Raw genomic sequence first — 23,949 nt, 5'->3', positions numbered from 1 at the left:
GTCCGGCGTTCGAGTCTCAGCGTGTCGTTTTTTCTTGCAGCTCGAGGGTGAACCAGGTGGTCTTGCCCTCGTCGGTGGGACGCACTCCCCAGCTGTCGGCGAGGGCGCGGACGAGGATCAGTCCCCTGCCGGACTCCTCGTCCTCGGCCGCGAGCCGGGGCTGGGGCAGATGGGGGCTGTGGTCGCTGACCTCAACGGTGAGATCGGTGGTGGTGCGGCGCAGGTGCAGGCCGATGGGTCCCTGCGCGTGCTGGACGGCGTTGGTCAGGATCTCGGAGAGCAGGAGCCGTGCCTCGTCGGCGGCCTCGGTGCAGTCCCAGGAGGTGAGGGCCTTGCCGAGGAAGGCGCGGCCCTCGGGCACGGATTCGGGTATGGCGGGCAGGTCGGTGGTGACGGCGGCCAGGGGCGCGTCGGGCAGCCGGGTCAGCAGCAGGGTGACGTCGTCGTTGTGGCCATCGGCGTCGGGCAACAGGGTGGCCAGGACGTGATCGGCGGCGGCTTCCAGATCAGGGGTGGTGGCGAAGAGCTCGCTCAGGGTGGACGTGAGCTGAGTGAGTTGGTCCTCGATGTCGCTGCCGGGGGTTTCGATCAGGCCGTCGGTGTAGAGGACGAGGGTGGCGCCGGGCGGGATGACGGCGCGGGACTGCTGGTAAAGGATGCCGCCGACGCCAAGGGGCGCGTTCACGGGCGCCGGGAGCGCCCGGGCGCCGTCGCCTGGGGTGGCGATCAGGGTGGGCAGATGGCCGGCCGAGCAGACCGTGACCTCGCCCGCGTCGGCGGCGATGACCAGATAGCAGCAGGTGACCAGTTGGTCGGGGACGTCCAGGTCGGCGACGCAGGTATCCAGGGCCTGCATGAGCTGGCGGGGCTGCATGCCGGTCTTGGCCAGGGCGTGCGCGGCGGAGCGCAACTGGCCCATGACGGCGGCGGCTTCCAGGCCGCGGCCCATCACGTCGCCGATCAGGACGCCTACCCGGCCGGCCCCGAGTGGGATGAGGTCGAACCAGTCGCCGCCGACCCCGGCGCCCTGGGTGGCGGGCCGGTAGCGGCTGGCGGTGGCCAGGCCCGGGATGGCGGGAGGGGTACCCATCAGGCTGCGCTGGAGGGTGAGGGCGATGTGTCGCTGCTGCTCGTAGAGGACGGTCAGTTCCGCCTCGGCCTGCTTGCGGTCGCTGATGTCGCGGACGATGGCGCACGCGCCGGTGACTGTGCCGTTCGCTGCGCGGGTGGGCCAGAGGGTGATGTCGACGTCCAGCAGAGCACCGGAGCGGGTGAGGCGCAGGGTCTCGAAGTGCTCAATCCTCTCTCCGTTGCGCAGCCGGTCCATGAGTACGGTGATCTCGTCCCGGCGTTCGGGCGGGGCGAGCAGGGACACGTGCTGGCCCATGACCTCGGCCCGGGTGTAGCCGTACAGCCGCTGGGCAGCGGCGTTCCAGTAGGTGATGTGGCCGTCGAGGGTCTTGGCGAGGATCGCGTCCTGGGAGGACTCGACGAGCGCGGCGAGTTCGGCGATGCGGTCCTCGGCGGCTTTGCGGTCACTGACATCGCGAACGGCGGCGGACACAAGGAGACCGTCGGTGGTTTCCAGCGGACTGAGGCTGATCTCGACAGGGAACTCAGTACCGTCCTTGCGCAGTCCGTGCAGCTCCAACCCCGCACCCATGGGCCGCACTTGGCGATTGTTGGCATAACCGTCCCGATGCTGGGAATGGTGCGCACGGAAACGACCCGGGACAAGCAACTCGACAGGCTGCCCCAGAAGCTCCTCACGCCGGTACCCGAACAGAGCCTCGGTCTGCGCATTGACCAGCTTGATGGCCCCGGTGTCGTCAACGATGACTATCGCGTCCGGCGCCGCCTCCAGCAGCCCCCGGAACCGATCCTCCGCGGCCTTACGGTCACTGACGTCACGGACAGCGGCGGACACAAGGAGACCGTCGGTGGTTTCCAGCGGACTGAGGCTGATCTCGACAGGGAACTCAGTACCGTCCTTGCGCAGTCCGTGCAGCTCCAACCCCGCACCCATGGGCCGCACTTGGCGATTGTTGGCATAACCGTCCCGATGCTGGGAATGGTGCGCACGGAAACGACCCGGGACAAGCAACTCGACAGGCTGCCCCAGAAGCTCCTCACGCTGATACCCGAACAGAGCCTCGGTCTGCGCATTGACCAGCTTGATGACGCCGGTGTCGTCAACGATGACCATGGCGTCCGGCGCCGCCTCCAGCAGCCCCCGGAACCGATCCTCCGCGGCCTTACGGTCACTGACGTCACGGACAGCGGCGGACACAAGGAGACCGTCGGTGGTTTCCAGCGGACTGAGGCTGATCTCGACAGGGAACTCAGTACCGTCCTTGCGCAGTCCGTGCAGCTCCAACTCCGCACCCATGGGGCGCACTTGACGGTTGTTGGCATAGCCGTCCCGATGCTTGGCGTGGTGCGCACGGAAACGACCCGGGACAAGCAACTCGACAGGCTGCCCCAGAAGCTCCTCACGCTGATACCCGAACAGCGCTTCGGTCTGGGCATTGACCAGCTTGATGACGCCGGTGTCGTCAACGATGACCATGGCGTCCGGCGCCGCCTCCAGCAGCCCCCGGAACCGATCCTCGGCACTTCCCGGCTCGCCTTCGTGAGCCTTGACACCACACACGCAATGCTTCCGGGCCGCCGCATCCGCGGACCGAGCTGATGCCGCTCCAACAAAGTCACTCATGTCCGCCCCAGACGTGCCGACTACCGTGAATCGGCCCATCCCAGTACACCTGGACCGCGCCCGCCCCGACATGTCGCTTACTGGCTTCACAACGGCCGAACCTGTCCGCCGACAGTGCCCCCGGTGACCGTCTGACGACGACGCAAGAACCTGGCGGGTCCCTTACCCGGGCAGGCGGAAGCCGTTGAAGAGGTCGTCCATGCCGCGCAGGGCCAGGCGGGCAGGGGTGGCACGGACCGCGAGGTCGCGGGCCGCGACCGCGAGCGGGTTACGCAGGGCACCCAGGCGGCCGACGCGGCGGGCGCGGACGCGCACGGCATCGGTGCGGTCGCGGCGGGCGGCGGTGTACGCGGCGAGGGCGGCCGGGACGGAGTCGGTGCTGTCTTTGCCGTCCCCGGCGGGCAGCAGGTGGGCGAGGAGCACCGCGTCCTCGATGGCCTGGCAGCCGCCCTGGCCGAGGTTGGGGGCCATGGCGTGGGCGGCGTCGCCCAGCCAGGCGATCCGGCCGTGGTGCAGGGCGGGGAGCCGGGCGGCCAGGTCGTAGAGGTCGTTCTGGAGGACGTCGGCGGGGTCGAGGCGCCCGACGCGGTCCAGCAGGGCCGGAATCGGGTCGTGCCACGAGCCGAAGCGGTGCCGGAGTTCGGCGCGGGGGTCGGCCGACCGGGTGCCGGCCGGGACGACTGCGGTGGCGTAGAGGTAGAACCGGCCGTCGGAGAGCGGGGTGACGCCGAACCGCTCACCCCTCCCCCAGGTCTCGCTCATGGCCGGTATCCGCAGGTCCGGGGCGTCGACGATGGTCCGCCAGGCGGTCTCGCCGATGTAGTGCAGGCCGGGGTGGGCGGGGAAGTACGCGCGGCGCAGCGGGCTGTGGATGCCGTCGGCGGCGACGACCAGATCGGCGGGAAGGTCCGGTCCGGCTGCCGTACGGATGGTCGGGCGGCCCGCGGCGTCGTCGACGGCGGTCACGGCGGTGCCGTAGCGGAGGGCCTCCGGCGGCAGGGAGGCGGCCAGGGCAGCGGCCAGGGCCGGGCGCGGGACGGCGATCGGGGGCATGCCGTAGCGGGCCGCCATGTCGGCGGTGCCGGTGCGGGTGAGCCACTGGCCGTCGGAGCGGCGCAGGCCCATCGCCGTGGGTACGGCGCTGCCTGCGGCGTGGGCGGCGTCGACGTCGATGGTGTCGAGTGCGCGCAGGGCGTTGGGGGCGAGACCGATGCCGGCGCCGGTGGTGGGGGGTTCGGGGGCGCGTTCGCAGACGGTGACGTGCCAGCCACGGCGGTGCAGTGCGATGGCGGCCGTGAGGCCGCCTATTCCGGCCCCGACCACCACCGCGTGACGTTTCGGCATGGAACACCCCTCCGTTCGGCTCAGGCATCCTCTACAGCTGTAGAGCCCTCACTCTACAACTGTAGAGTGAGGGCATGTCCAGCCCTGACCGCCGCACCCTCATCGCGGACACCGCGATCGCCACCGTGGCCGCGGCCGGCCTGCGGGGGCTCACACACCGCGCGATCGACACCGCGGCCGGGCTGCCCGCGGGCAGTACGTCGTACTACTTCCGCACGCGTACGGCGCTGATCGGCGCGTGCTATGCGCGCATTGCGGAACTGGACCTGGACGACGTCGAGTTGAGGCAGCCGGTCTCGCGGGAGGAGGCCGCGGCCTCGCTCGGGGCGCTGCTGCACCGCTGGCTGACCACGGGCCGCGAGCGCCAACTCGCCCGCTATGAGCTCAGCCTTGAGGCCGCGCGCACGCCGGAGTTGGCGTCGGCTCTCCACCGGGCGGGCCTGGCGGCCCGAGCCGGTGCGGCCGCCGTTCTCGCGGCGCTGGGCGCCGCCCGGCCCCCGGAGGCCGCCGAGCTGCTGGTCGCCTGGATGGAAGGCCTGCTCTTCGACCGCCTCGCGGGCGCGATGGCCGGCACGCGGCCCGCCCCCGACCTGGCGGAACTCACGGCGGTCGCCCGCCGGATGCTTGACGCTGCGCTGGCCGACTAGGTCCTGTCCGGCCGCTCATGTTCGGCCCGCTCCTCGACGATGGATCCCTCCGGCGCCGAGCAGGTGCTCGGCTGGAAGCCGGTCGAGCCCGGCCTGCTGGACGAGCTGCGCAGTGGGTCCTACGCAGCCGCCACCCGTACCTGGCACCAGTCGGGTTCCCTGCCCGGCCGCCCCTTCCCGCACAGGGCACGTCTCCGGGTCACCGCGAGACGCATCGCGGCGCGGCGGGAACGGTGAGTTGCTACTTCCGGAGCAGCGTCACCACCGCCGCGCCGCCGAGCCCGATGTTGTGCGCGAGCCCCACCCGCGCCCCCGCCACCTGCCGCGGCCCGGCCTCTCCCCTCAACTGCCGGACCAGTTCGGCCGCCTGGGCCAGACCGGTCGCGCCGAGGGGATGGCCCTTGGAGATCAGGCCGCCCGACGGGTTGACCACCCACCGGCCGCCGTACGTCGTCGCGCCGCTCTCCACGAGCTTGCCGGACTCGCCGTCCTCGCACATGCCGAGCGCCTCATACGTCAGCAGCTCGTTGATGGAGAAGCAGTCGTGCAGCTCGATGACGTCGACGTCCTCGATGCCCACCCCGGACTTCTCGTACACGCTCCGTGCCGCCTGCCGCGACATCGGCTTGCCGACGACGTCGATGCAGGAGCCGGAGGCGAAGGACTCCGCGGTGTCGGTGGTCATGGCCTGGGCGGCGATCTCGACGGCCTTGTCGTGCAGCCCGTGCCGGACGACGAAGCGCTCGGAGACGACCACGGCCGCGGCCGCGCCGTCCGATGTGGGCGAGCACTGGAGCTTGGTCAGCGGCCGGTGGATCGTCTTCGCGGCGAGGATCTCGTCGACGGAGTAGACGTCCTGGAACTGGGCCTCCGGATTGTTCGCCGAATGCCGGTGGTTCTTGGAGCCGACGGCGGCGAGCTGCGCCTCGGTGGTGCCGTACCGCTCCATGTGCTCGCGGGCGGCGTTGCCGAAGATCTGCGCGGTGGGCGGTGACATCTCGAAGCCGTGCGCAGCCGCCATCACCCCGTAGTGCCGGGCGACGGGCGAGGTGCTGAAGTCTCCCCCGTCGGAACCGGCGCCCAGCGCGCCGCGCATCATCTTCTCGAAGCCGAGCGCCAGTACGCAGTCGCTGATGCCGCCCTCGACGAACTGCCGCGCCATCATCAGCGCCGTCGAGCCCGTCGCGCAGTTGTTGTTGACGTTGTAGACGGGCACACCGGTCAGCCCGAGTTCGTACGCCGCCCGCTGGCCCGCCGTCGAGGCCTGGAAGCAGTACCCGACGGGCACCTGCTCGACGAGGTCGTAGGAGATCCCGGCGTCGGCGAGCGCGCCCGTCCCCGCCTCCTTCGCCATGTCCCAGTACTGCCAGTCCCTCGACTCGGGCTTCTCGAACTTCGTCGTCCCGACCCCGACGATGTACGCCTTCATGGTCTTCCCTCTCAGTCCCTGGGCAGGCCGAGGATGCGCTCGGCGACGACATTGAGCTGTACCTGCGTGGTGCCGCCCGCGATGGTGAGGCAGCGCGACATGAGAAAGCCGTGCACGGCTCGCGCGCCCGCGCCTTCGTTCAGCGCGCCCTCGGGCCCGAGCAGTTCGAGTCCGAGCTCGGCGGTCTTCTGCTGGTGCACGGTCTGGACGAGTTTGCTCAACGACGCGCCCGCGCCCGGTTCGAGCCCGGACACCTGCCGCATCGTGGTCCGCAGCCCGATGCAGGCGAGGGCGTGCGCCTCGGCCGCCAGCGCCCCGATCCGTACCCGGTCCGCGCCGTCCAGGCCGGACGCCCGCGCGAGCAGTGCCTCAAGGCCCGTGTCGAAGGCCATCTGGTCGGCCATGTGGACGCGTTCGTTGCCGAGGGTGTTGCGGGCGACCTTCCAGCCCTCGCCGATCTGCCCGACGACCGCGTCGTCCGGCAGCAGCGCGGCGTCGAAGTACACCTCGTTGAAGAGGGAGTCGCCGGTGATCTCCTTCAGCGGCCGGATGTCGATTCCGTCCGTCCGCTTCATGTCGACGAGGAAGTAGGTGAGTCCCTTGTGCTTGGGGGCCTCGGGGTCGGTACGGGCGAGCAGGATGCCGTAGTCGGCCTGCTGGGCGGAGCTCGTCCACACCTTCTGGCCGCTGACGAGCCAGCCGTCCGGGGTCTTCTCAGCCCGGGTCCGCAGACTCGCCAGGTCCGATCCGGCGCCCGGCTCGGAGAACAGCTGACACCAGCGCAGATCGCCACGCAGGGTCGGCCCGAGGAAGCGCTCCCGCTGCGCGGGCGTCCCGTACGCGATGAGCGAGGGCACCACCCACGTCGCGATCCCGAGATCGCTCACCCGCACCCCGGCGGTCCGCAACTCCTCCTGCACGACGAGCTGCTGGACCGCTCCCGCGCCAAGTCCGTACGGCTTCGGCAGATGCGGTGCGGCGTACCCGATGGGTGCGAGTTCCCTGCGTACGGCGGCGGGGTCGAGCCCTCGTACGCTCCCGGCCGCAGCGCGGGCCGCTCCCCGGTACGTCGCGGCCTCCGCCGGCAGTTCCAGCCGCAGCTCCCGCCGCGCACCGCCCGCCGCGAGCCGGACCGCCCGCAGCCGATGGCTGTCGCCGGGTCCGAGCAACTGGCGTGCGACAAGGGCCCGGCGCAGATACAGATGCGCGTCGTGCTCCCAGGTGAAGCCGATCCCGCCGAGCACCTGGATGCAGTCCTTGGCGCAGGAGTAGGCGGCGTCCAACGCGACGCTCGCCGCCAGGGCTGCCGCGAGTCCCCGCACCTCTTCTGTCTCGTCCACCGCGCGTGCCGCGTCCCATGTCAGCGCGCGGGCCTGCTCGACGCGCACCAGCATGTCGGCACACAGATGCTTGACCGCCTGGAACTGCCCGATGGGCCGCCCGAACTGCTCACGCACCTTGGCGTATTCGGCCGCGGTGTGCAGCGCCCAGGCGGCGGTGCCGCACGCTTCGGCCGCGTACAGCACGCAGGCGAGGTCCTGTACGAGACCGGCGTCGATCTCCAGCACGCGGTCCCGCGGCACGGTCACGCCGTGCGCGCTGACCTCGGCGCTGGGCCGGGTCGGGTCGGCGCTCTCGTGCACGCGGACGGTGAGCCGGTCCGCGTCCACCGCGAGCCAGGCGGTCCCGGTGTCGAGTACGAGCAGATCGGCCTGCCCGCCGCCGAGCACGGGCGGTGCCGTGCCGTCGAGCCGGTAGCCGTCCGGGGTTTCGGTGGCGGTGAGCGTCCCGGGGCCGAGCGCGACGGCCCCGATGCGCTCGCCGCCCGCGAGTGCGCCCGCCAGATCGCCCCGGCCCGCGCGGGCCAGCACGGCGGATGCGAGCACGCTGGGCAGATACGGCCCCGGCAGCGCGGCCCGGCCCGTCTCCTCCGTGACGACGGTGAGGTCGAGCGTCGTCCCGCCCCCGCCGCCGTGCTCTTCGGCGAGGTGCGGGCCGAGGATGCCCTGCTCGACGGCGCCCTCCCAGTAACCCGGCCGCCCGGTCCCGTCGCCGGGCGCGTCGAGCAGCTTCCGTACGGCCTCGGGCGGCACGGCGCGGGCGAGCCAGCCACGCACCGACTCGGCCAACGCGAGCTGCTCCTGCGTGATTCCGATGCCCATGCGGGCAGACTAGAACACGTTTCAATCTGACGGAAGGTCAGATACGCGTTTCTGGCATGCCGTCGACCGTCTGGTGGTGTTGTCTCTTGATGCGGCTTTACGCGTGGTCAGCACAGTGACGCCGCAGTAAATGCGTACATCTCGCCCTGGAAGCCGGAACGGTCCGCCGCAGGTCGCGACGATCACGGCCAGGGCTCCGTCGCAGTAAATCCGGTATTTACTGCGGCAGTTGTGAATACGTCTCCGCGATCGCACAACCGCCCGAATGTGGTTCTGCTGTGAGGGCTTGAGGGGAGGAGACTGTCAGTGCGCGACGCTGACCACTCCTGGCGCCAGCATGTTTGCCTGGGTCATGCCCCCAGGTCCTCCGTCACGGGCAGGCACTCGGCGAGCAGGTCGACGACGTCGCGCCAGGCTCGCCGCGCGTGCTGTGGGTGGTAGCCGACACCGGGGACCACGGGGTGGTCGACCGGCGGGTGGTGGAAGGCGTGCAAGGCGCCGCCATAGACCGCGAGGCGCCAGTCGACGCCCGCGGCCTGCATCTCAGCGGTGAACGCGTTTCGATGCGCGGGCGGCATGATCGGGTCTTCCGATCCGACCCCGGCCCACACCGGGCAGCGGATGCGCGCTGCCTCGCCCGGTCGGCCCGTGGTAGTTGCGTTGACCGTCCCGATCGCGCGCAAGTTGACGCCGCCTCGCCCGAGTTCCAGCGCGATGGCGCCCCCGGTGCCGTAGCCGATGGCGGCGATCCGGTCGGGGTCGGTCCGGGGCTCGGTGCGCAACTCGTCGAGTGCCGCGTGGCCGATGCGCCGCATCCGGTCGGGATCAGCGAGCAGTGGCATGCAACGGGCCAGCATCTCCTCGGGGTCACCCAAATAGCGCCCGCCGTGAAGGTCGAAGGCCAGCGCTACATATCCCAGCTCGGCGAGAGCATCGGCCCGGCGGCACTCGACGTCGCTGAGCCCCATGCCCTCTGGTCCGAGCAGCACTGCGGGCCGGCGGTCGACACCGGCCGGGAGCGCGAGGTGCCCGATCATCGTCAAACCGTCGGCCGGGTACTCGACCGTACGCGTCGTAATCGTCGTCATGAGACTGGACTGTAGTGATCGTCGAGCCCGGTCCGGCCGGTGTTCTGCCGCTGGCAGAACAGCGTAGGTGTCCCTCTGAGATACGGGACGGCCCGGCGCTCAGGGCTTCAAGATCATCTCGTTGCCCCTTTGGCGCGTATCTCGGTCACACCCCCTTCTGGCACGATGCCCGGGCATCCACACGATCAGGAGAGACATGGGCACCTGGGACGTCGGCCCCTTCGACAACGACACCGCGGCGGACTTCTCCTACACCCTCGACGAAGCAGCCGAGGGCGAGCGGGAAAACATCATCCGCGCGGCGCTGGTCCGCACGGTCGACACCCACGGCTGCCTCAACCACGACGTCGGTCGAGGCAATCGCCGCGGCGGCCCTGGTGGCCGCACAGTGCCCCGGAGGCGAGCCCATCACGACCGCCTACGGGCCGGACCTGCCCATCCCCGAGCTGCCTGCCAGATCCGGCCCTCACCTGCCCAAGCGAAGGTTGCGAATCGCAGATCACCAGGAGCAGGGCTCGCAACGTTCAGTCGGACGGGACAGTGTCTTGTCTTGTTGGCACGCGGGCTTGGCTGTTGCGTCGGTAGCGTGATCAGCGCAGTCTGCGCTCGTCGCCGAGGCAGTGGGGCGTGACGATGACGTGCGCGATCCGGCGGATTTCCGGGACGCCGAGAGGTAGGAAGTCGTGCTCGTTATGTGCGTGCATCAGCTGTCGGACGCGACCAGGGTGCTGGCTTCAGATGTCGTGCCCCGCAGGTCGGCGCTGCTTGGCGCGGTGGACGAGCGCATCGACGATGCGTTGCCATGCCGGTGATGCCTCGGAGATCCGGGAAGAGACCAGCTTCAGGTACCCTGCCCGATTGCTGTCTCGTTCGTGTTTGATCTCCCATGCGTCCAGGTCGTCGATGAGCCGGTCCAGGCGTGGATCGTGCGGATCCCAGTCGACTGATTGATCACAGGCGAGATACAGGCGCGTCGTCTCAGGGTCGTCGAAGCCGGCGTTCTTGTCCCGTATCCGCTGCGGCATGACGTGCGGATCCAGTGCCTGCATCAGGATCCACGAGTCGCGCTCGACTCGTACCCTCCGTTCGCTGACCCCGAGACTGCGCATCCGGTTCAGGATGGCGACCACCTCAGGGGGCAGGACAAGCCTTTCGCCGCTGGCCAGTTCGGCGATCCTCCAGCGGTATTCGGTGAGCTGGTCGATCTTGCGCTGCAATTCGGCGTCGATGTCGGTGATGGCCGCGGCGAATTCGGTCGGCTGTGCATGCAGCAGCGCGTCGATACGGGCCAGTGGCACCCCGGCATCGGCGAGGGTCCTGATCCGGATGAGATCCACCGCCGCTTGCGCGCTGTAGCGGCGGTAGCCGGAGGCATCGCGCTCGGGCTCGGACAACAGGCCGACGTGGTGGTAGTGGCGAACGGTGCGCACGGTCACACCAGCGGTCGCCGCCAGCTGGCCGATCGTGAGCACCGTCCTCCTCGGGTCTTCGAGTCTTCGTGGGTCGTGCCGAGTCTAGGGGGTGTCCGGCGGACACCCCCTAGGGGCGAGCCGCCCGGTCGACGACGTCGCGGACCGCCTGGACCACGGCATCGGGCCGGTCGAAGCAGAGCCGGTGGTGAGCGGTGTCGGAGAGGATGCGTTGCTCCCCGTGCGAGACCCCGCTCACCAAGGCCGCGTCCAGTCTCGTCCTGCCGTCATGCATCTCTTGCAACGTCCGCTCCGACGTCAGCGCCTGCTGGCCGGGGTCGGTGCCCACCACGGTGAGAGCAACCACCGGGACGTCGGGAATGTTCGGCCCGGCCCGCAGTTCGGTGGCGAGTTCGGCCAACTTGGTGCGCTCGGCGATGCCGACGTCGGTCCATTCCTCACTCATCTTGGCCTCGATCAGCGCCTGCCGCACGTGCTCCGGGTAGTCCGCGAGCAACTCGGCGAACATCTCGCGCAGGGCCGGGCGCATCTGTTCCAGCTGCTCCCGATCAGGTGCCATCTGCTCAACCACGGTTAGACCCGCCGTGGGAGGCATGAAGCCGTCCCAGTCGCGATGGAAGGCGTCCAACCAGACCAGTCCGGCCACGTCCTGCGGGTACAGCTGCGCGAACCGATGCGCGTAGAAGCCGCCGAGGGAGTGCGCCACCAGAACGTATGGGGCGGTGATGTTCTGGGCGCGCAGCAGGTCGCGCAGTTCCGTGGCGACCGCAGCGGCGGTGCGCGGCAGCGGGAGGGGATCGCTGTAGCCCGTGCCGCCGCGGTCGTACACAACGGCGGTGGTGAACTGCGAAACCCCCTGCTGGACACCGAAATAGTCCAGGCCGACCGCGCCGGCGCCCGGCAGGAACACCACGGCCGGTCCGCCGCTGCCCGACCGATGCACGAAAATGCGGCGGCCGTCGATCTCCTGGAACCCTCCGACCGACGGAGCGAGCCGAGCTGAGGTAGTGCTGTTGTTCGTCATGCGACCAGGCTCCAACCCTGACGTGGGGTCAGGGTCAACCCCTTCCGCCGCAGTAGGTCACACAGCACTGTTGTGTCGAAGCGCGGCGTCCGGACGGCCCTTCTCATGACACGGCCCGACCGGGACGATCACCATGTCCGCCGAGGCCGTAAAGCGGTGGACAGCCGTCCGGTGCTGGGCGAGCATCTCCGCGATGATTAACGAACCTCTCCCCATCCCCAAACGCGTCCGCTTCGTCGAGCTCAGCGCAAAGGCGCTGCGGGCGCTTGCCGACGGTGACCTCGCTGGCGGCAGCGCCGAGGCCAGGGTCGCCCTTGACGAATACTTCGTCTGCGACCGGGCCCGCTGGATCTTCGGCCATCGCGCTGACCAGCTCGCCGAGGACCCGTCTGCCGCGCCCTGGATCACGCGGGCCGCGGTGTCCGAGCCGGACGGGGCCGTCGTCGGCGACGCCGGGTTCCACGGGCCGCCGGACGAGGCCGGCATGGTCGAGGTCGGCTACACCGTCGTGCCCGGGTACCGCCGCCAGGGCTATGCCCGCGCCATGCTGACGGCGCTGCTCGTCAGAGCCGCCGCCGAACCCGGTGTCAGGACCGTGCGGGCCACTATCAGATCCGACAACAACGCCTCCCTGGCCACCATCGCGGGCTTCGGTTTCACGCGCGTCGCCGAGCAGGGAAACGAGCGCGACGGGCTCGAGATCGTCTTCGAGGTCCCGGCAGACGCGATTCAGGCCTAGCAGCTTTACGGCCTCGGCGGACATGGTGATCGTCCGGTCGGGCCGTTACATGAGAAGGGCCGCACGGGTTGGATGAGTTGTGAAGCTGACCTGGGCCCGTGCGGCCTGTTCCCAACCTGCCTAGTCCGAATGTGGCCGGTGGAGCGGAGAGGAGAATCATGGACCTCCGCTCCACCGGCCACACTCGCTTGCAGCAGTCAGAGACCGCCCTCGGCGGCGGCCGTGACGAAGGCCGCGAAGGCGGCGGGGGTGACGGTGAAGGCGGGGCCGTCGGGGTTCTTGGAGTCGCGGACGGCGATGCGGCAGGGCTGGGCGGCGACCTCGACGCAGTCGCCTCCGGTGTCGCCGCTGTACGTCGACTTGTGCCAGGCGGCCGCGCCGAGGGGTGCGCACTCGATGCAGGCGCCGCCGGTGTCGGAGCTGTACGACGACTTACGCCACCGTGCGCCCGTCAGGTCCTGGATGGTGTCCATAACGTTCCTCCATTACGCGGGCGATCAGTGCCGCCGAATCGTCCTCGGAGAGCGCGGCGGCCTGCAAGTGATCGTAACGGAGCGAACCTTCCCTGAGAGCTTGCGGATTGGCCGTCATATGGCCCTGAACGAAGTCCTCGGTATAGACGAGATCCGGGTCGTCCTCGAATCGCAGAAGGTAGAACGAGCCCGGTAGCCCCGCATGGGCACCCGCGTCGAAGGGCAGGATCTGCACCGTGACCCACTCCCGCCCGCGCACGCCCAACAAGTGGGCGAGTTGGTTCCGCATGACCTCCGGGCCGCCGATCTCCTGGTGCAGGACGGCCTCGCTCAGCACCACCCAGCTCAGTGGCGGGTTCTCGCGCACCAGGATCCGCTGCCGCTCCATCCGAGCGGCCACCTTCGCGTCGAGGCTGTCCTCGGTCCGGGCACCGAGGACCGCCTGCGCGTACGCCTCGGTTTGCAGCAGGCCATCCACCAACTGCGCCTGAAATGACGAGATGTACGCCGCTCTCGCCTCCATTTCCGCATATGCCTGGAACCAGCTCGGCAACTGACTCCGCAGTACCAGCCCCACCAGCCGCGAGAACACCCCGCCCGTCCCCAGCGCCGCGTCAACGCGTTCCGAGAAGTCCCGCGTCGGCACCTTCCGCGCCGTCTCGATCTGGCCGATCAGCGACGCCGTGCAGAAGACACTGACGCCCAGCTCGCCCTGCTTCAGCCCGGCGTCCTCTCTCAGGCGGCGCAGTTCGGAGCCGTAGTAGTCCAGCGGTGATGCGCTGGGATCCAGGTCGCGGATGTTGACCACGCGGCGGTCACCCCCAAGCAAACGCCTCGCGGCGTACGTTTCCGGTCATAGCCGAGCGTAAGCGCGCCACTCCACTCTGGTGACATGAATCACGTAACTAACTGCCCACCAGCGACGATTGAAGGCTGCTACCGCATGGGCTTCACGGTGGGTACTCACTCCGCTCGGCATCTGCGGCGCATCCTGCGGATGTTCCTGACCCGCTGGGAGATGCCCGGGCTGACCGACGCCGCCGAGCTGGCGCTGACCGAGCTGGTCGCCAATGTGGTGCGGCACGTGCCCGGCAGGCGGTGCACGCTGCTCATCCTGCGGCGGCCCGACGGGCTGCGGGTCGAGGTCGCGGACGGCGACCCGCACTGCCCCCGCCCGGCGCGCCCCGAGGGCACAGCCGACGAGCTCGACGAGGGCGGGCGCGGGCTGCTGCTCGTCGAGGCGGTGACCGACCGCTGGGGCGCGATGCCGGTGCCCGGCGGCAAGACGATGTGGTTCGAGTGCGACGCGTGAGGCACGATGGGCGGCCGGACACCCCGTACGACCAGGAGGAACCATGGCCGCCGCGCCCAAGCCGGAGACCCTCGCCGCCTTCGAGGCCGCCAAGGGCTTCATGCCGGTACGGGAAGGGCTCGCCCTGTATGCCGCAGCCGCCGAGGCGGGCGGTCTTGGCCTGCCGCTGCTGGAGGTGGGCACGTACTGCGGGCGCTCGACGATCCTGCTCGCCGACGCCGCCCGTGAAGCGGGCACGACGGCCGTCACGGTCGACCACCACCGGGGCAGCGAGGAGCAGCAGCCGGGCTGGGACTACCACGACGCGGAGACCGTGGACCCCGAGATCGGCCGTATGGACACGCTTCCCACCTTCCGTCGCACCCTGCACAGGGCCGGTCTGGAGGACCACGTCATCGCGGTCGTGGGCCGCTCCCCGCAGGTCGCCAAGGTGTGGGGTACGCCACTGGGGCTTGTCTTCATCGACGGCGGCCACACCGACGAGCACGCGGCCGCGGACTACGAGGGCTGGGCGCCGCATGTCGCCGAGGGCGGTCTGCTGGTGATCCACGACGTCTTCCCCGACCCGGTCGACGAGTGGACGGGCCAGGCGCCGTACCGCATGTACCTGCGGGCACTCGCGTCCGGGGCGTTCACCGAGGTATCGGTGACGGACTCCCTGCGCGTCCTGCGTCGCACCGGGCCGGGGATCTGAGCGGCCCGGCTAGCATCGCCAGGGTGTCGTACGACGAGAACCAGCCTCCCGCCGCCCGGCCGCGCCGTATCGGCCGGGGCAATCTCACCATCGCGATCGCCGCGCTGGTGCCGACCGCCCTGGCGGGGTGGCTGGTGTGGCAGACGATGAGCGGCCCGGAGGAGAACGAGCCGCCGAAGGTGCTGCCGCTGCCGAGCGGGCAGGCCACGACGGGCAAGCCGGGCGGCCCGACGACCTCCCCGAGCCGCACCCCCGCCTCGCCCTCGAAGTCGCCCTCGAAGTCTTCTGACGGGAACAACGGCGGGACGGGGCCGCTGGCCGGGAAGGTCGTGGTCGTCGACCCCGGGCACAACCCCGGCAATTTCCAGCACACGAGCGAGATCAACAGGCTCGTGGACATCGGAACCAATCGCAAGGAATGCGACACGACGGGCACCGCTACCGCCGACGGTTACACCGAGGCCGAATTCACCCGCGATGTTTCACAACGTCTTCGCAGGCTGCTGGAAAAGCAGGGCGCAACGGTTCAATTCACCCACGACAACAACCGGGTGTTCGGTCCCTGCGTCGACGAGCGCGCCCGGATCGGCAACAAGGCCAAGGCCGATGCCGTCATCTCCATCCACGCGGACGGCGCTTCCGTCGGCGACCGCGGCTTCCATGTCATCCTTCCCGCCCTGGTCAAGGCGGGTGCCGCGGACACCACGAACATCGTCGGCCCCTCGCGTGAACTGGGGACAAGGATCGCCGGACGGTTCGTACGCGCGACCGGCAGCGCACCCTCCAACTACGTGGGCGACGGCACCGGGTTGGACGTGCGCAAGGATCTCGGCGGCCTCAATCTGTCCACCGTGCCCAAGGTATTCATCGAATGCGGCAATATGCGTGACCCACAGGATGCCGCCCTGCTGAAAGACTCCGCGTGGCGCCAACTGGCCGCACAGGGAATGGCGGACGGCATCGCCGGCTACCTCCAGGGGTAACTGCGATACCCGGCAGACGGCCGGATCGGGCAGACGATACATTCACCTCTACGATGGGGAGTCACCCCCGAGCTCCGCGCCGTGCACACCGCCGCACCGGCGGCAGCGACGACCGCCCCGATGAGACGACCGACGAAGGACTTTTACGTGAACATCCGCTCCCTCACTCGAGGCGATGGCGTGGTGATCGGAGCAGCGGTGTTGCTGTTCATCGCCTCGTTCCTCGACACGTTCGACTGCTCCGGTTCCAACTGCGACGACGTGCCGACCGCCTGGGACAACGGTTCCCTGCTCCTGGGTGTCTACTTGGCGGGCATCATCGGCGCGGCACTGATCGTCACCTCCCGTGCGCTGCCGCAGCCGCCGAAGGTCATCGGTCTCGACCTCGGCCAGCTCGGTGTCGCCCTGACGCTCTTCACGGCGTGGAGCGCGCTCGGCGCGATCTTCGACCCGGCGGGCTCGCTCGACCTCGGCAGCAGCAGCATCGACTCGGGCACCGGCCTCATCCTCGGCTTCATCGCGGCGCTCGCGCTCGCGGCGGGCGCGGTCTGCTCGCTGCTCGTCCCGGCCTTCAAGGCGCCGCTGATGGGCGCCCCGAAGCCTCCGGCGACCCCGTACGGCGCACAGCCGGGCGTCGCCGGAGCCGGTTACGGCTACCCGGGCGGCGGCCAGCCGCAGCCCTACGGCGCTCAGCCGGGTCAGCCCCAGCCCTACGGCGCCCAGCCGCAGCCCGGTCAGCAGCAGCCGGCTCCGGCCGCGCCGCAGCAGGCGGGTGCTCCGTCCGACTTCACGCCGTTCTGGTTCGCGGTGCCGGTGGCCCGTCCGCTGTTCGGCGAGGACGGTTCGCCGACCCCGATCGCCGAGCTCGCGCCCGGCACCTGGTACCTCGCGGTCGAGCAGCGCGGTCCGGGTCTGGTGGCCCAGACGCAGGACGGCCGCCGGGGTGTCCTTCAGGACACGAGCGGTATCCAGCGCGGCTGATCCCGCGCCCCGACCGAGCACGGCCCTTCGCCCTTCCGGGCGGGGGGCCGTTGTCGTACAGTCTGGCCCGACCTGACGTACCGTCAGAAGGGATCGCCATGCGACTCGGGCTCGCACTCGGCTACTGGGGCCGCGGCCCCGACCCCGCCCACCTGGAGCTCGCCCGCGAGGCTGAACGCCTCGGCTACGACTCCGTCTGGACGGCCGAAGCCTGGGGCTCCGACGCCTTCACCCCGCTCACCTGGATCGCCGCGCACACCTCCCGGATCCGCCTCGGCACGGCGGTCGCGCAGATGGCCGCCCGCACACCGACGGCCACCGCCATGCACGCGCTCACCCTCGACCATCTCTCCGGCGGCCGGATGATGCTCGGGCTCGGGCTGTCCGGCCCGCAGGTCGTGGAGGGCTGGTACGGCCGCCCGTTCCCCAAGAGCCCGCTGACGGCGACCCGCGAATACGTCGACGTCATCCGCCAAGTCCTTAGGCGCGAGGCCCCCGTTGAACTGGCGGGCCGCTACCACTCCCACCCGTACCGCGGTGACGACGCCACCGGCATCGGCAAATCCCTCAAGCCCATCACGCATCCCCTGCGCGCCTCGCTGCCGCTGCTGCTCGGCGCCGAGGGCCCGAAGAACATCGCCCAGACGACGCGTATCGCCGACGGCTGGCTCCCGCTGTACTGGTCCCCGCTGCGGACGGATGTGTACGAGGCCTCACTCACCGACCTTCCGGAGGGCTTCCTGATCGCCCCCATGGCCCGTGCCAAGGTCTGCGACGACGTCGCCGAAGGACTGCTGCCGGTCAAGGCGATGCTCGGCTTCTACATCGGCGGCATGGGCCATGCGGCCCGTAACTTCCACGCCGACCTGATGGCGCGCATGGGATACGAGTCGGAGGCCCGGCACATCCAGCAACTCTTCGCCGAAGGCCGCCGCGAGGAGGCGGTGCTGGCGGTGCCCGACGCCTTCGCCGACGAGATCTCCCTCGTCGGACCGCGCGGCCGGATCGCGGAACGGCTGGAAATGTGGCGCAAGGGCCCGGTCACGGACCTGCTGGTGACCGCGCCGGACCCTCATACGCTGCGGGTGCTGGCCGAACTCACTTAAGGTTTCACAGGCTCACAAGCGGCAACCCGATGTGTATGAGCCTTAGTCGTCGGAACGGAACGCTGCAGGCCGCGAAGGTCATCACCATCGTGGCCGATGTCATGGCCGTCATCCTCGGCCTCTGGATCCTGATGTACCTGCTGGACGCCAACCGCGCCAACGACCTGGTGAGCTTCGTCCAGGACACGGCGCGGTGGCTGGCCGGCTGGTCCTACGACCTGTTCACGTTCGACGAGGCGTGGGCGAGGGTGGTGGCCGGGTACGGGCTGGCGGCGGTGGTGTACCTGGTGGTGGGGCACGGGGTGGCGGGGCGCCTGCGGAGGTAGCGGGGTCCGCGGTACGGGGTCCGCTGCGCGGGGCCTGTTCCCCGACCCGCCCCTTCCCGAACTGGGGCTTCGCCCCAGACCCCGTATGCGACCTTCGGCCGCATGTCCTCAAACGCCGGACGGGCTGGATATGCGGCTGGGCCGCATATCCAGCCTCGCCGGCGTTTGAGGCGTGGTCCCGGACGCGAAATTCAGCCCCTCCGGCGTTTGAGGAGCGGGGGTCCGGGGGCAGCGCCCCCGCCTACGGGAAGGGGCGGGGTGGGGAACAAGCCCGCCGCAGGCGCACCCCGCACCGCTAGCAGCACTCCGGCGCGAGCCCCTTCGGCAGTCGCTCCCCGCCGAACACCGCCACCGTCGCCTCGTCGCCCCCCAGCGCCGCCACCGCCAGCAGCAGCGCCCCCGCCGTCCACGACGTGACCTCCTCCGGCCACACCGCTCGGTTGCCCTCGAAGACGTAACCCGTCCAGTACATCCCGCCGTCGGTCCGCAGGTGTTGCACGGACTGCAGGATCTCCAGCGCCCGGTCGGACTCCCCCATCACCCACAGCGCCAGCGCGAGTTCGCAGCTCTCGCCCCCGGTCACCCACGGATTGGGCAGCACACACCGCACTCCGAGGCCGGGCACGACGAAGTCGTCCCACGACTCCTCGATACGGGACTTGGCCTCCGTGCCGGTCAACGCGCCCCCGAGGACCGGGTAGTACCAGTCCATGGAGTAGTGGTTCTTGTCGAGGAAGCGCTCGGGGTGCTTGCGGATCGCGTGCGCGAGCGCGCCCGCCGCCAACTCCCAGTCCGGCTGCGGCTCCTCACGTTCCTCGGCGATCGCCAGCGCGCACCGCAGCGCCTGGTGGACGGACGAACTGCCCGTCAGCAGCGCGTCGTTCACCGGCGTACCGTCCGCCTCGCGCTTCCAGCCGATCTGGCCGCCCGGCTGCTGCAGCTCCAGCACGAACTCGATGGCCGCGAACACGGCGGGCCACATCCGGTCGAGGAACGCCTCGTCCCCGGTGGCCAGATAGTGGTGCCAGACGCCGACGGCGATGTACGCGCAGAAGTTGCTCTCGCGGCCGCGGTCGGTGGGCCGGCCGGCCTCGCCGTCGTGGTAGGCCGCGTACCAGGACCCGTCCGGGTTCTGGTGCCTCAGCAGCCACTCGTACGCACGGGCCGCGGCCTCGTGCTCACCGGCCGCGTCCAGCGCCATGGCCGCCTCGGTGTGGTCCCACGGGTCGAGGTGGTGCCCCCTGAACCACGGGATCGCACCGTCCTCGCGCTGCATCGCGCGTATGCCCGCGACCGTCTCGGCGGCCTGCTCGGCGGTGAGCACCCCGGGCAGGACAAGGTGTTCCGTACGCCCGGGAGATGTCACTTGGCAGCCACCGCAGGCAGGTGCGGCTTGGTCGCGTACGCCACGAAGCTCTTGCCGACGACCGGGTTGAGCGCCTGTTCCGCGAGTCGGGTGACCAGGGGCTTCTTCATGATGTCCCAGACCAGCAGCTTGTGGTACGCGCGGACCGGCAGCGCCTTGTCGTTGTCGACGCCGAACGCGCACTTGAGCCACCAGTACGGCGAGTGCAGCGCGTGCGCGTGGTGCGTGCCGTACGGCTTCAGTCCGGCTTCCTTCATCTTGCCGAGCAGTTCGTCGGCCTTGTAGATGCGGATGTGGCCGCCCTCGACCTCGTGGTACGCGTCGCTGAGTGCCCAGCAGATCTTCTCGGGCCCGTAGCGGGGCACGGTGACGGCGATACGCCCGCCGGGCTTGAGCACCCGGACCATCTCGGCGAGGACGCCCTTGTCGTCGGGGATGTGCTCCATGACCTCGGAGATGATCACGACGTCGAAGGACTCGTCGGGGAAGGGCAGGTTGAGGGCGTCGCCCTCCATGGCGGTGGCGGTGGCGCCCTCGGGGGCCTCACCGGCCTCCTTCATCGCGGCGAACCACTTGGCGACCTCGCGGATCTCCTCGCCGTTCTGGTCGAGCGCCACGACCTGGGCGCCGCGCCGGTAGCACTCGAACGCGTGCCGCCCGGCGCCACAGCCGAGATCGAGCACGCGGTCGCCTGCGGCGAGCGGGAAGCGGGAGAAATCGACGGTCAGCACGTGGACCTGCTTTCGCGGTCGGGGGTGGTTCGAGTTGCCGTGGCGGTGGCTGAGCGGGCGGGGGCTGTGGGCCTGTGGCCCACATCTGTGGCCGCGGAGCGGCCGAGAGACCTGACCGCGGAGCGGGCAAAGACGCCGGGGTGCCGGATCACCCGGGCATCCGCCGGGGCCGTGGGCCCGCCGCGCCGGACCACCGTCACCGCGCGACCCCCCGCGCCGCGCGGCCCCGCGCGGCGATCGCCTCGCGGTACAGCTCCGCCGTCCCCTGTGCCGCCCTCGCCCAGGTGAAGCGCGCCAGCACCCGTTCCCGGCCCGCCCTCCCCAGCCGGGACCGCAGTTCGGGGTCGCCCAGCAGCCGGCTCAGCGCCGCGGCGAGCGCGCCCGCGTCGCCCGGCGGGACGGCCAGGCAGGTCTCCCCGTCCGGCCCGGAGACCTCCGGGATCGCACCCCCGGTCGTGGCGACCAGCGGCGTCCCCGTCGCCATCGCCTCGGCCGCGGGCAGCGAGAAGCCCTCGTACAGCGACGGCACACACGCGATCTGCGCGCCGCGTACGAGGTCGACGAGTTCCGCGTCGGTGATGCCCTTGACGAACCGGACCGCGTCCTGGAGCCCGTACCGCTCGATGAGCTGCGCGACCGGCCCGTCCTCGGCCCGCTTGCCGACGACGACGAGGTGCGCGGCCGGGTTCTCCGTACGGAGCTTCGCGAGCGCTTCGACCAGGTGCACGAGGCCCTTGAGCGGGACGTCCGCGCTGGAGGTGGTGACGATCCGGCCGGGGACCTCCGCGACCGCGGGGTCCGGCGACCAGAGATCCGTGTCGGCCCCGATGTGGACGACCCGGACGCGCTCCGGCCGTACACCGAGGTGGTCGACGATCTCCTGCTGCGAGGAGCCGGAGACGGTCAGTACGGACGGCAGCCGCCGCGCGACCCGCTTCTGCATCCGCGTGAAGCCGTACCAACGCCGCACGGAGGCTCTCCGCTTCCAGCCTTCCGCGGCGTCCAGCTCCAGCTGCCGGTCCACGGTGATGGGGTGGTGGATCGTGGTGACCAGGGGCGCGCCGAGGTCGCCGAGCAGCCCGTAGCCAAGGGTCTGGTTGTCGTGGACGACGTCGAACTCGCCGCGCCGCGCGGCCAGATGACGCCGCGCGCGCAGCGAGAAGGTCAGCGGCTCGGGGAAGCCCCCGGTCCACATCGTCGCGACCTCGAGCGCGTCGATCCAGTCGCGGTACTCGCCGGGCTTCGGGGTGCGGAAGGGGTCCGGGCTGCGGTACAGATCGAGGCTGGCGAGCTCGGTGAGCGGCACGCCCTCGTCGAGTACGGGATAGGGCTGCGCGCCGATCACCTCGACGCTGTGACCGAGGCGGGCGAGTTCGCGCGAGAGGTGGCGTACGTAGACGCCCTGGCCGCCGCAGAAGGGGTTGCCCTTGTAGGTGAGGAGCGCGATGCGCAGCGGCTCGTCACCGCCGCCGGACCGTCCCGTACGAGGGCCGGCCTCTATGGCCTCAGCGGTCACCCACGGCCCCCTTCTCACTGCGTTTCGCCGGAGCGTAACCGCTCACGCTAATCTAGAACAAGTTTCAGACTTGATCGTTCAAGGAGCTTCGAATCTACCGGCAGGTAGCGCCGCTGTAAGGGCCGGATCAGGTGATTCGCGCCACGACGGGCACGCTGCCATGCTGTGCGATCCGGACTCGTGCATGGAACGGGAAACATGACAGCGGAAGCCAAGTCGGCGGGGCCTGCGTCGCCGCCCCTGACAGAACGCCAGGAGGCGCGCCGCCGTCGCATCCTGCACGCCAGCGCGCAGCTGGCCAGCCGCGGCGGCTTCGAAGCGGTGCAGATGCGCGAGGTCGCCGAAGCCGCCGGGGTCGCGCTCGGCACGCTCTACCGTTACTTCCCTTCCAAGATCCATCTGCTGGTCGCCACCATGCAGGACCAGCTCCAGCACATGCACACGACGCTGCGCAAACGCCCCCCGGCCGGTGACAGCGCGGCGGAACGTGTCTCAGAGACGCTGATGCGGGCCTTCCGCGCGCTGCAGCGCGAACCGCATCTCGCGGACGCGATGGTGCGGGCGCTGACCTTCGCGGACCGCAGCGTGAGCCCCGAAGTGGACACGGTCTCCCGGCAGACGACGGCGATCATCCTGGACGCGATGGGCCTGGAGAACCCGACGCCCGAGCAGCTGTCCGCGGTCCGCGTGATCGAGCACACCTGGCACTCCGCGCTGATCACCTGGCTGTCGGGGCGCGCGTCGATCGCACAGGTGAAGATCGACATCGAGACCGTCTGCCGTCTGATCGACCTGACGACTCCCTCGGCGCCGTCGAGGCCGGCAGTGCCGGGGCGCGCCGCCAGAGGGGCCTGACCGGCGCACGCCGGGCGCTCACGCCCAGCCCATGCGCCCCTCTTGGCACCCCTTTGGCCGGATCTCCGTGCACGTGGCGGCGCAACGCCGACCACAATGTTCGCGTGCTGCACGGAGCAAACCGGTGGGCGGGAGCTGAGGGGGCGATACGTGATCCGGGTACTTCTCGTGCACGACGCGGGACTGCTGCGCTCGGCGCTGGCGGACAGGCTCGCTGATGAGCCGGACCTGGAGGTCTCCCACGCGCCGTGGCGCACCGCGCCGGGGCTGGCGCGCTCGCTCGCGCCCGACGTCTGCGCCGTCGACCTGGAGTGCGAGGACTCGTACGGCATCGCGCCGCTCGGTGAGCTGCGCGGGCGGCGCAAAGGAGCCACGAACGGCCGGCTGCTGGTACTCGCCAGCGCAAACCGGCCAGGTCCGCTCCGGCGCGCGGTCGAGGCACACGCCATCGGCTACGTCGACAAGGAGGGCACTCCCGAGGGCCTGATCGCGGCGATCCGGCAGGTGGCGCGGGGTGAGCGCTTCGTCGACTACTCCCTGGGCTTCAGCTTTCTCAAGGCGGCCGAGATGCCGCTGACGAGACGGGAGTTGAGTGTGCTGTCACTCGCGGCCGAGGGAGCCTCGATCGCCGACATCGCCAGCAGTCTCCATCTGTCCAACGGCACGGTGCGCAACTACATGGCGGCCATCACCCGCAAGACGGGGGCCCGCAACAGGGTCGACGCCATAAGGATCTCCCAGGGGGAGGGCTGGGTGTGAGGCTTCGGAGCCGCTGAGATCGGAGCCGGTCAGCCCGGAGCCGTTGAGATCGGAGCCGGTCAGCTCGCGGTAGAAGGAGGAGCGGGCGAGCAGTTCCTCGTGGGTGCCGCACTGCGTGTGCGTACCGTCCATGAGCAGGACGCACCCGGCCCGCCGCGCCGATCCGATCCGGTGCGCGACGACGATGAGCGTGCCGCCCGGGCGGGCGGCGAACGCCCGCTCCGCCAGGGCCTCGGCCGCCGGGTCGAGATGGCAGGTCGCCTCGTCG

The 23,949-nt window shown here is 70.3% G+C and carries 23 protein-coding genes and 1 pseudogene; 12 read left to right on the top strand and 12 right to left on the bottom strand.

Going from position 1 to position 23,949, the window contains the following annotated elements; genetic code table 11:
- Positions 1-16 precede the first annotated feature (16 nt).
- On the bottom strand, positions 17-2,716 hold the full coding sequence (locus OHA61_RS28005; protein ID WP_406305355.1) for a PAS domain S-box protein: 2,700 nt from the start codon (positions 2,714-2,716) through the stop codon (positions 17-19).
- Between the two features lie 162 nt (positions 2,717-2,878).
- Positions 2,879-4,060, bottom strand: a complete 1,182-nt coding sequence (locus OHA61_RS28000) for an FAD-dependent oxidoreductase (protein ID WP_406305354.1) — start codon at positions 4,058-4,060, stop codon at positions 2,879-2,881.
- 74 nt (positions 4,061-4,134) lie between these two features.
- Between OHA61_RS28000 and OHA61_RS27995 the strand changes: the two genes are divergently transcribed.
- Together OHA61_RS27995 and OHA61_RS27990 are read left to right on the top strand one after the other, a co-directional pair.
- Positions 4,135-4,707 (top strand): TetR/AcrR family transcriptional regulator, encoded by a 573-nt coding sequence (locus tag OHA61_RS27995; protein WP_406305353.1) that lies wholly within the window; start codon positions 4,135-4,137, stop codon positions 4,705-4,707.
- A 39-nt stretch (positions 4,708-4,746) separates the two neighbouring features.
- The gene (locus OHA61_RS27990) at positions 4,747-4,944 is read left to right on the top strand and encodes a hypothetical protein (protein ID WP_406305352.1); all 198 of its coding nucleotides are present in this window, start codon (positions 4,747-4,749) and stop codon (positions 4,942-4,944) included.
- Between the two features lie 4 nt (positions 4,945-4,948).
- On the opposite strand, the gene OHA61_RS27985 is transcribed toward OHA61_RS27990, so the two are convergent.
- From OHA61_RS27985 to OHA61_RS27975, 3 genes are all read right to left on the bottom strand, one after another.
- Positions 4,949-6,136, bottom strand: coding sequence for a lipid-transfer protein (locus tag OHA61_RS27985; protein WP_406305351.1), 1,188 nt, complete (start codon positions 6,134-6,136; stop codon positions 4,949-4,951).
- 11 nt (positions 6,137-6,147) lie between these two features.
- Positions 6,148-8,298 (bottom strand): acyl-CoA dehydrogenase, encoded by a 2,151-nt coding sequence (locus OHA61_RS27980; protein ID WP_406305350.1) that lies wholly within the window; start codon positions 8,296-8,298, stop codon positions 6,148-6,150.
- Positions 8,299-8,648: 350 nt separating this feature from the next.
- Positions 8,649-9,386, bottom strand: a complete 738-nt coding sequence (locus OHA61_RS27975) for a dienelactone hydrolase family protein (protein WP_406305349.1) — start codon at positions 9,384-9,386, stop codon at positions 8,649-8,651.
- 196 nt (positions 9,387-9,582) lie between these two features.
- Between OHA61_RS27975 and OHA61_RS27970 the strand changes: the two are divergent.
- Positions 9,583-9,976, top strand: a pseudogene (locus OHA61_RS27970) (DUF4259 domain-containing protein).
- 144 nt (positions 9,977-10,120) lie between these two features.
- Here the strand turns inward: OHA61_RS27970 and OHA61_RS27965 are convergent.
- Entirely contained in the window at positions 10,121-10,858 is a 738-nt protein-coding gene (locus OHA61_RS27965; RefSeq protein ID WP_406305348.1) for a MerR family transcriptional regulator, read from the bottom strand.
- A gap of 67 nt (positions 10,859-10,925) precedes the next feature.
- Complete coding sequence (locus OHA61_RS27960) at positions 10,926-11,840, bottom strand: alpha/beta fold hydrolase (protein ID WP_406305347.1); 915 nt, start codon at positions 11,838-11,840, stop codon at positions 10,926-10,928.
- Positions 11,841-12,033: 193 nt separating this feature from the next.
- Between OHA61_RS27960 and OHA61_RS27955 the strand changes: the two genes are divergently transcribed.
- Positions 12,034-12,579: a GNAT family N-acetyltransferase gene (locus OHA61_RS27955; RefSeq protein ID WP_406305346.1), complete on the top strand. Its 546-nt coding sequence runs from the start codon at positions 12,034-12,036 to the stop codon at positions 12,577-12,579.
- Positions 12,580-12,776: 197 nt separating this feature from the next.
- Here the strand turns inward: OHA61_RS27955 and OHA61_RS27950 are convergent, their stop codons facing one another.
- Positions 12,777-13,052: a DUF397 domain-containing protein gene (locus OHA61_RS27950; protein ID WP_406305345.1), complete on the bottom strand. Its 276-nt coding sequence runs from the start codon at positions 13,050-13,052 to the stop codon at positions 12,777-12,779.
- Positions 13,012-13,860 (bottom strand): Scr1 family TA system antitoxin-like transcriptional regulator, encoded by an 849-nt coding sequence (locus tag OHA61_RS27945; protein WP_406305344.1) that lies wholly within the window; start codon positions 13,858-13,860, stop codon positions 13,012-13,014. The genes OHA61_RS27950 and OHA61_RS27945 overlap by 41 nt, the downstream gene beginning before the upstream one ends.
- Before the next feature lie 84 nt (positions 13,861-13,944).
- Between OHA61_RS27945 and OHA61_RS27940 the strand changes: the two genes are divergently transcribed.
- The 6 genes from OHA61_RS27940 (at position 13,945) to OHA61_RS27915 (ending at position 18,454) form a co-directional block, all read left to right on the top strand.
- Entirely contained in the window at positions 13,945-14,364 is a 420-nt protein-coding gene (locus OHA61_RS27940) for an ATP-binding protein (protein WP_406305343.1), read from the top strand.
- 43 nt (positions 14,365-14,407) lie between these two features.
- On the top strand, positions 14,408-15,058 hold the full coding sequence (locus tag OHA61_RS27935) for a class I SAM-dependent methyltransferase (protein WP_406305342.1): 651 nt from the start codon (positions 14,408-14,410) through the stop codon (positions 15,056-15,058).
- Positions 15,059-15,081: 23 nt separating this feature from the next.
- Entirely contained in the window at positions 15,082-16,041 is a 960-nt protein-coding gene (locus OHA61_RS27930; protein ID WP_406305341.1) for an N-acetylmuramoyl-L-alanine amidase, read from the top strand.
- A gap of 147 nt (positions 16,042-16,188) precedes the next feature.
- Positions 16,189-17,022, top strand: a complete 834-nt coding sequence (locus OHA61_RS27925) for a hypothetical protein (RefSeq protein WP_406305340.1) — start codon at positions 16,189-16,191, stop codon at positions 17,020-17,022.
- 98 nt (positions 17,023-17,120) lie between these two features.
- Entirely contained in the window at positions 17,121-18,128 is a 1,008-nt protein-coding gene (locus OHA61_RS27920; protein ID WP_406305339.1) for an LLM class F420-dependent oxidoreductase, read from the top strand.
- A gap of 35 nt (positions 18,129-18,163) precedes the next feature.
- Positions 18,164-18,454, top strand: a complete 291-nt coding sequence (locus OHA61_RS27915) for a hypothetical protein (protein ID WP_361914936.1) — start codon at positions 18,164-18,166, stop codon at positions 18,452-18,454.
- A gap of 295 nt (positions 18,455-18,749) precedes the next feature.
- On the opposite strand, the gene OHA61_RS27910 is transcribed toward OHA61_RS27915, so the two are convergent.
- The 3 genes from OHA61_RS27910 to OHA61_RS27900 form a co-directional block, all read right to left on the bottom strand.
- Positions 18,750-19,820, bottom strand: a complete 1,071-nt coding sequence (locus OHA61_RS27910) for a prenyltransferase/squalene oxidase repeat-containing protein (protein ID WP_361904250.1) — start codon at positions 19,818-19,820, stop codon at positions 18,750-18,752.
- Positions 19,817-20,551 carry a class I SAM-dependent methyltransferase gene (locus OHA61_RS27905; RefSeq protein WP_328678432.1) on the bottom strand — a complete coding sequence of 245 codons (735 nt, stop codon included), beginning with the start codon at positions 20,549-20,551 and terminating at the stop codon, positions 19,817-19,819. The genes OHA61_RS27910 and OHA61_RS27905 overlap by 4 nt, the downstream gene beginning before the upstream one ends.
- 196 nt (positions 20,552-20,747) lie before the next feature.
- Complete coding sequence (locus OHA61_RS27900; protein ID WP_406305338.1) at positions 20,748-22,067, bottom strand: glycosyltransferase family 4 protein; 1,320 nt, start codon at positions 22,065-22,067, stop codon at positions 20,748-20,750.
- 198 nt (positions 22,068-22,265) lie between these two features.
- Between OHA61_RS27900 and OHA61_RS27895 the strand changes: the two genes are divergently transcribed.
- Together OHA61_RS27895 and OHA61_RS27890 are read left to right on the top strand one after the other, a co-directional pair.
- Complete coding sequence (locus OHA61_RS27895; protein ID WP_406305337.1) at positions 22,266-22,922, top strand: TetR family transcriptional regulator; 657 nt, start codon at positions 22,266-22,268, stop codon at positions 22,920-22,922.
- Positions 22,923-23,072: 150 nt separating this feature from the next.
- Positions 23,073-23,681 carry a LuxR C-terminal-related transcriptional regulator gene (locus OHA61_RS27890; protein ID WP_406305336.1) on the top strand — a complete coding sequence of 203 codons (609 nt, stop codon included), beginning with the start codon at positions 23,073-23,075 and terminating at the stop codon, positions 23,679-23,681.
- Positions 23,682-23,949: the final 268 nt, after the last annotated feature.

Origin of the sequence: Streptomyces sp. NBC_00885, assembly GCF_045207475.1 — a bacterium.
GTDB lineage: Bacteria > Actinomycetota > Actinomycetes > Streptomycetales > Streptomycetaceae > Streptomyces.
The sequence above is the reverse complement of the archived record's forward strand: the minus strand, read 5'-3'. Positions and strand labels throughout refer to the sequence as shown.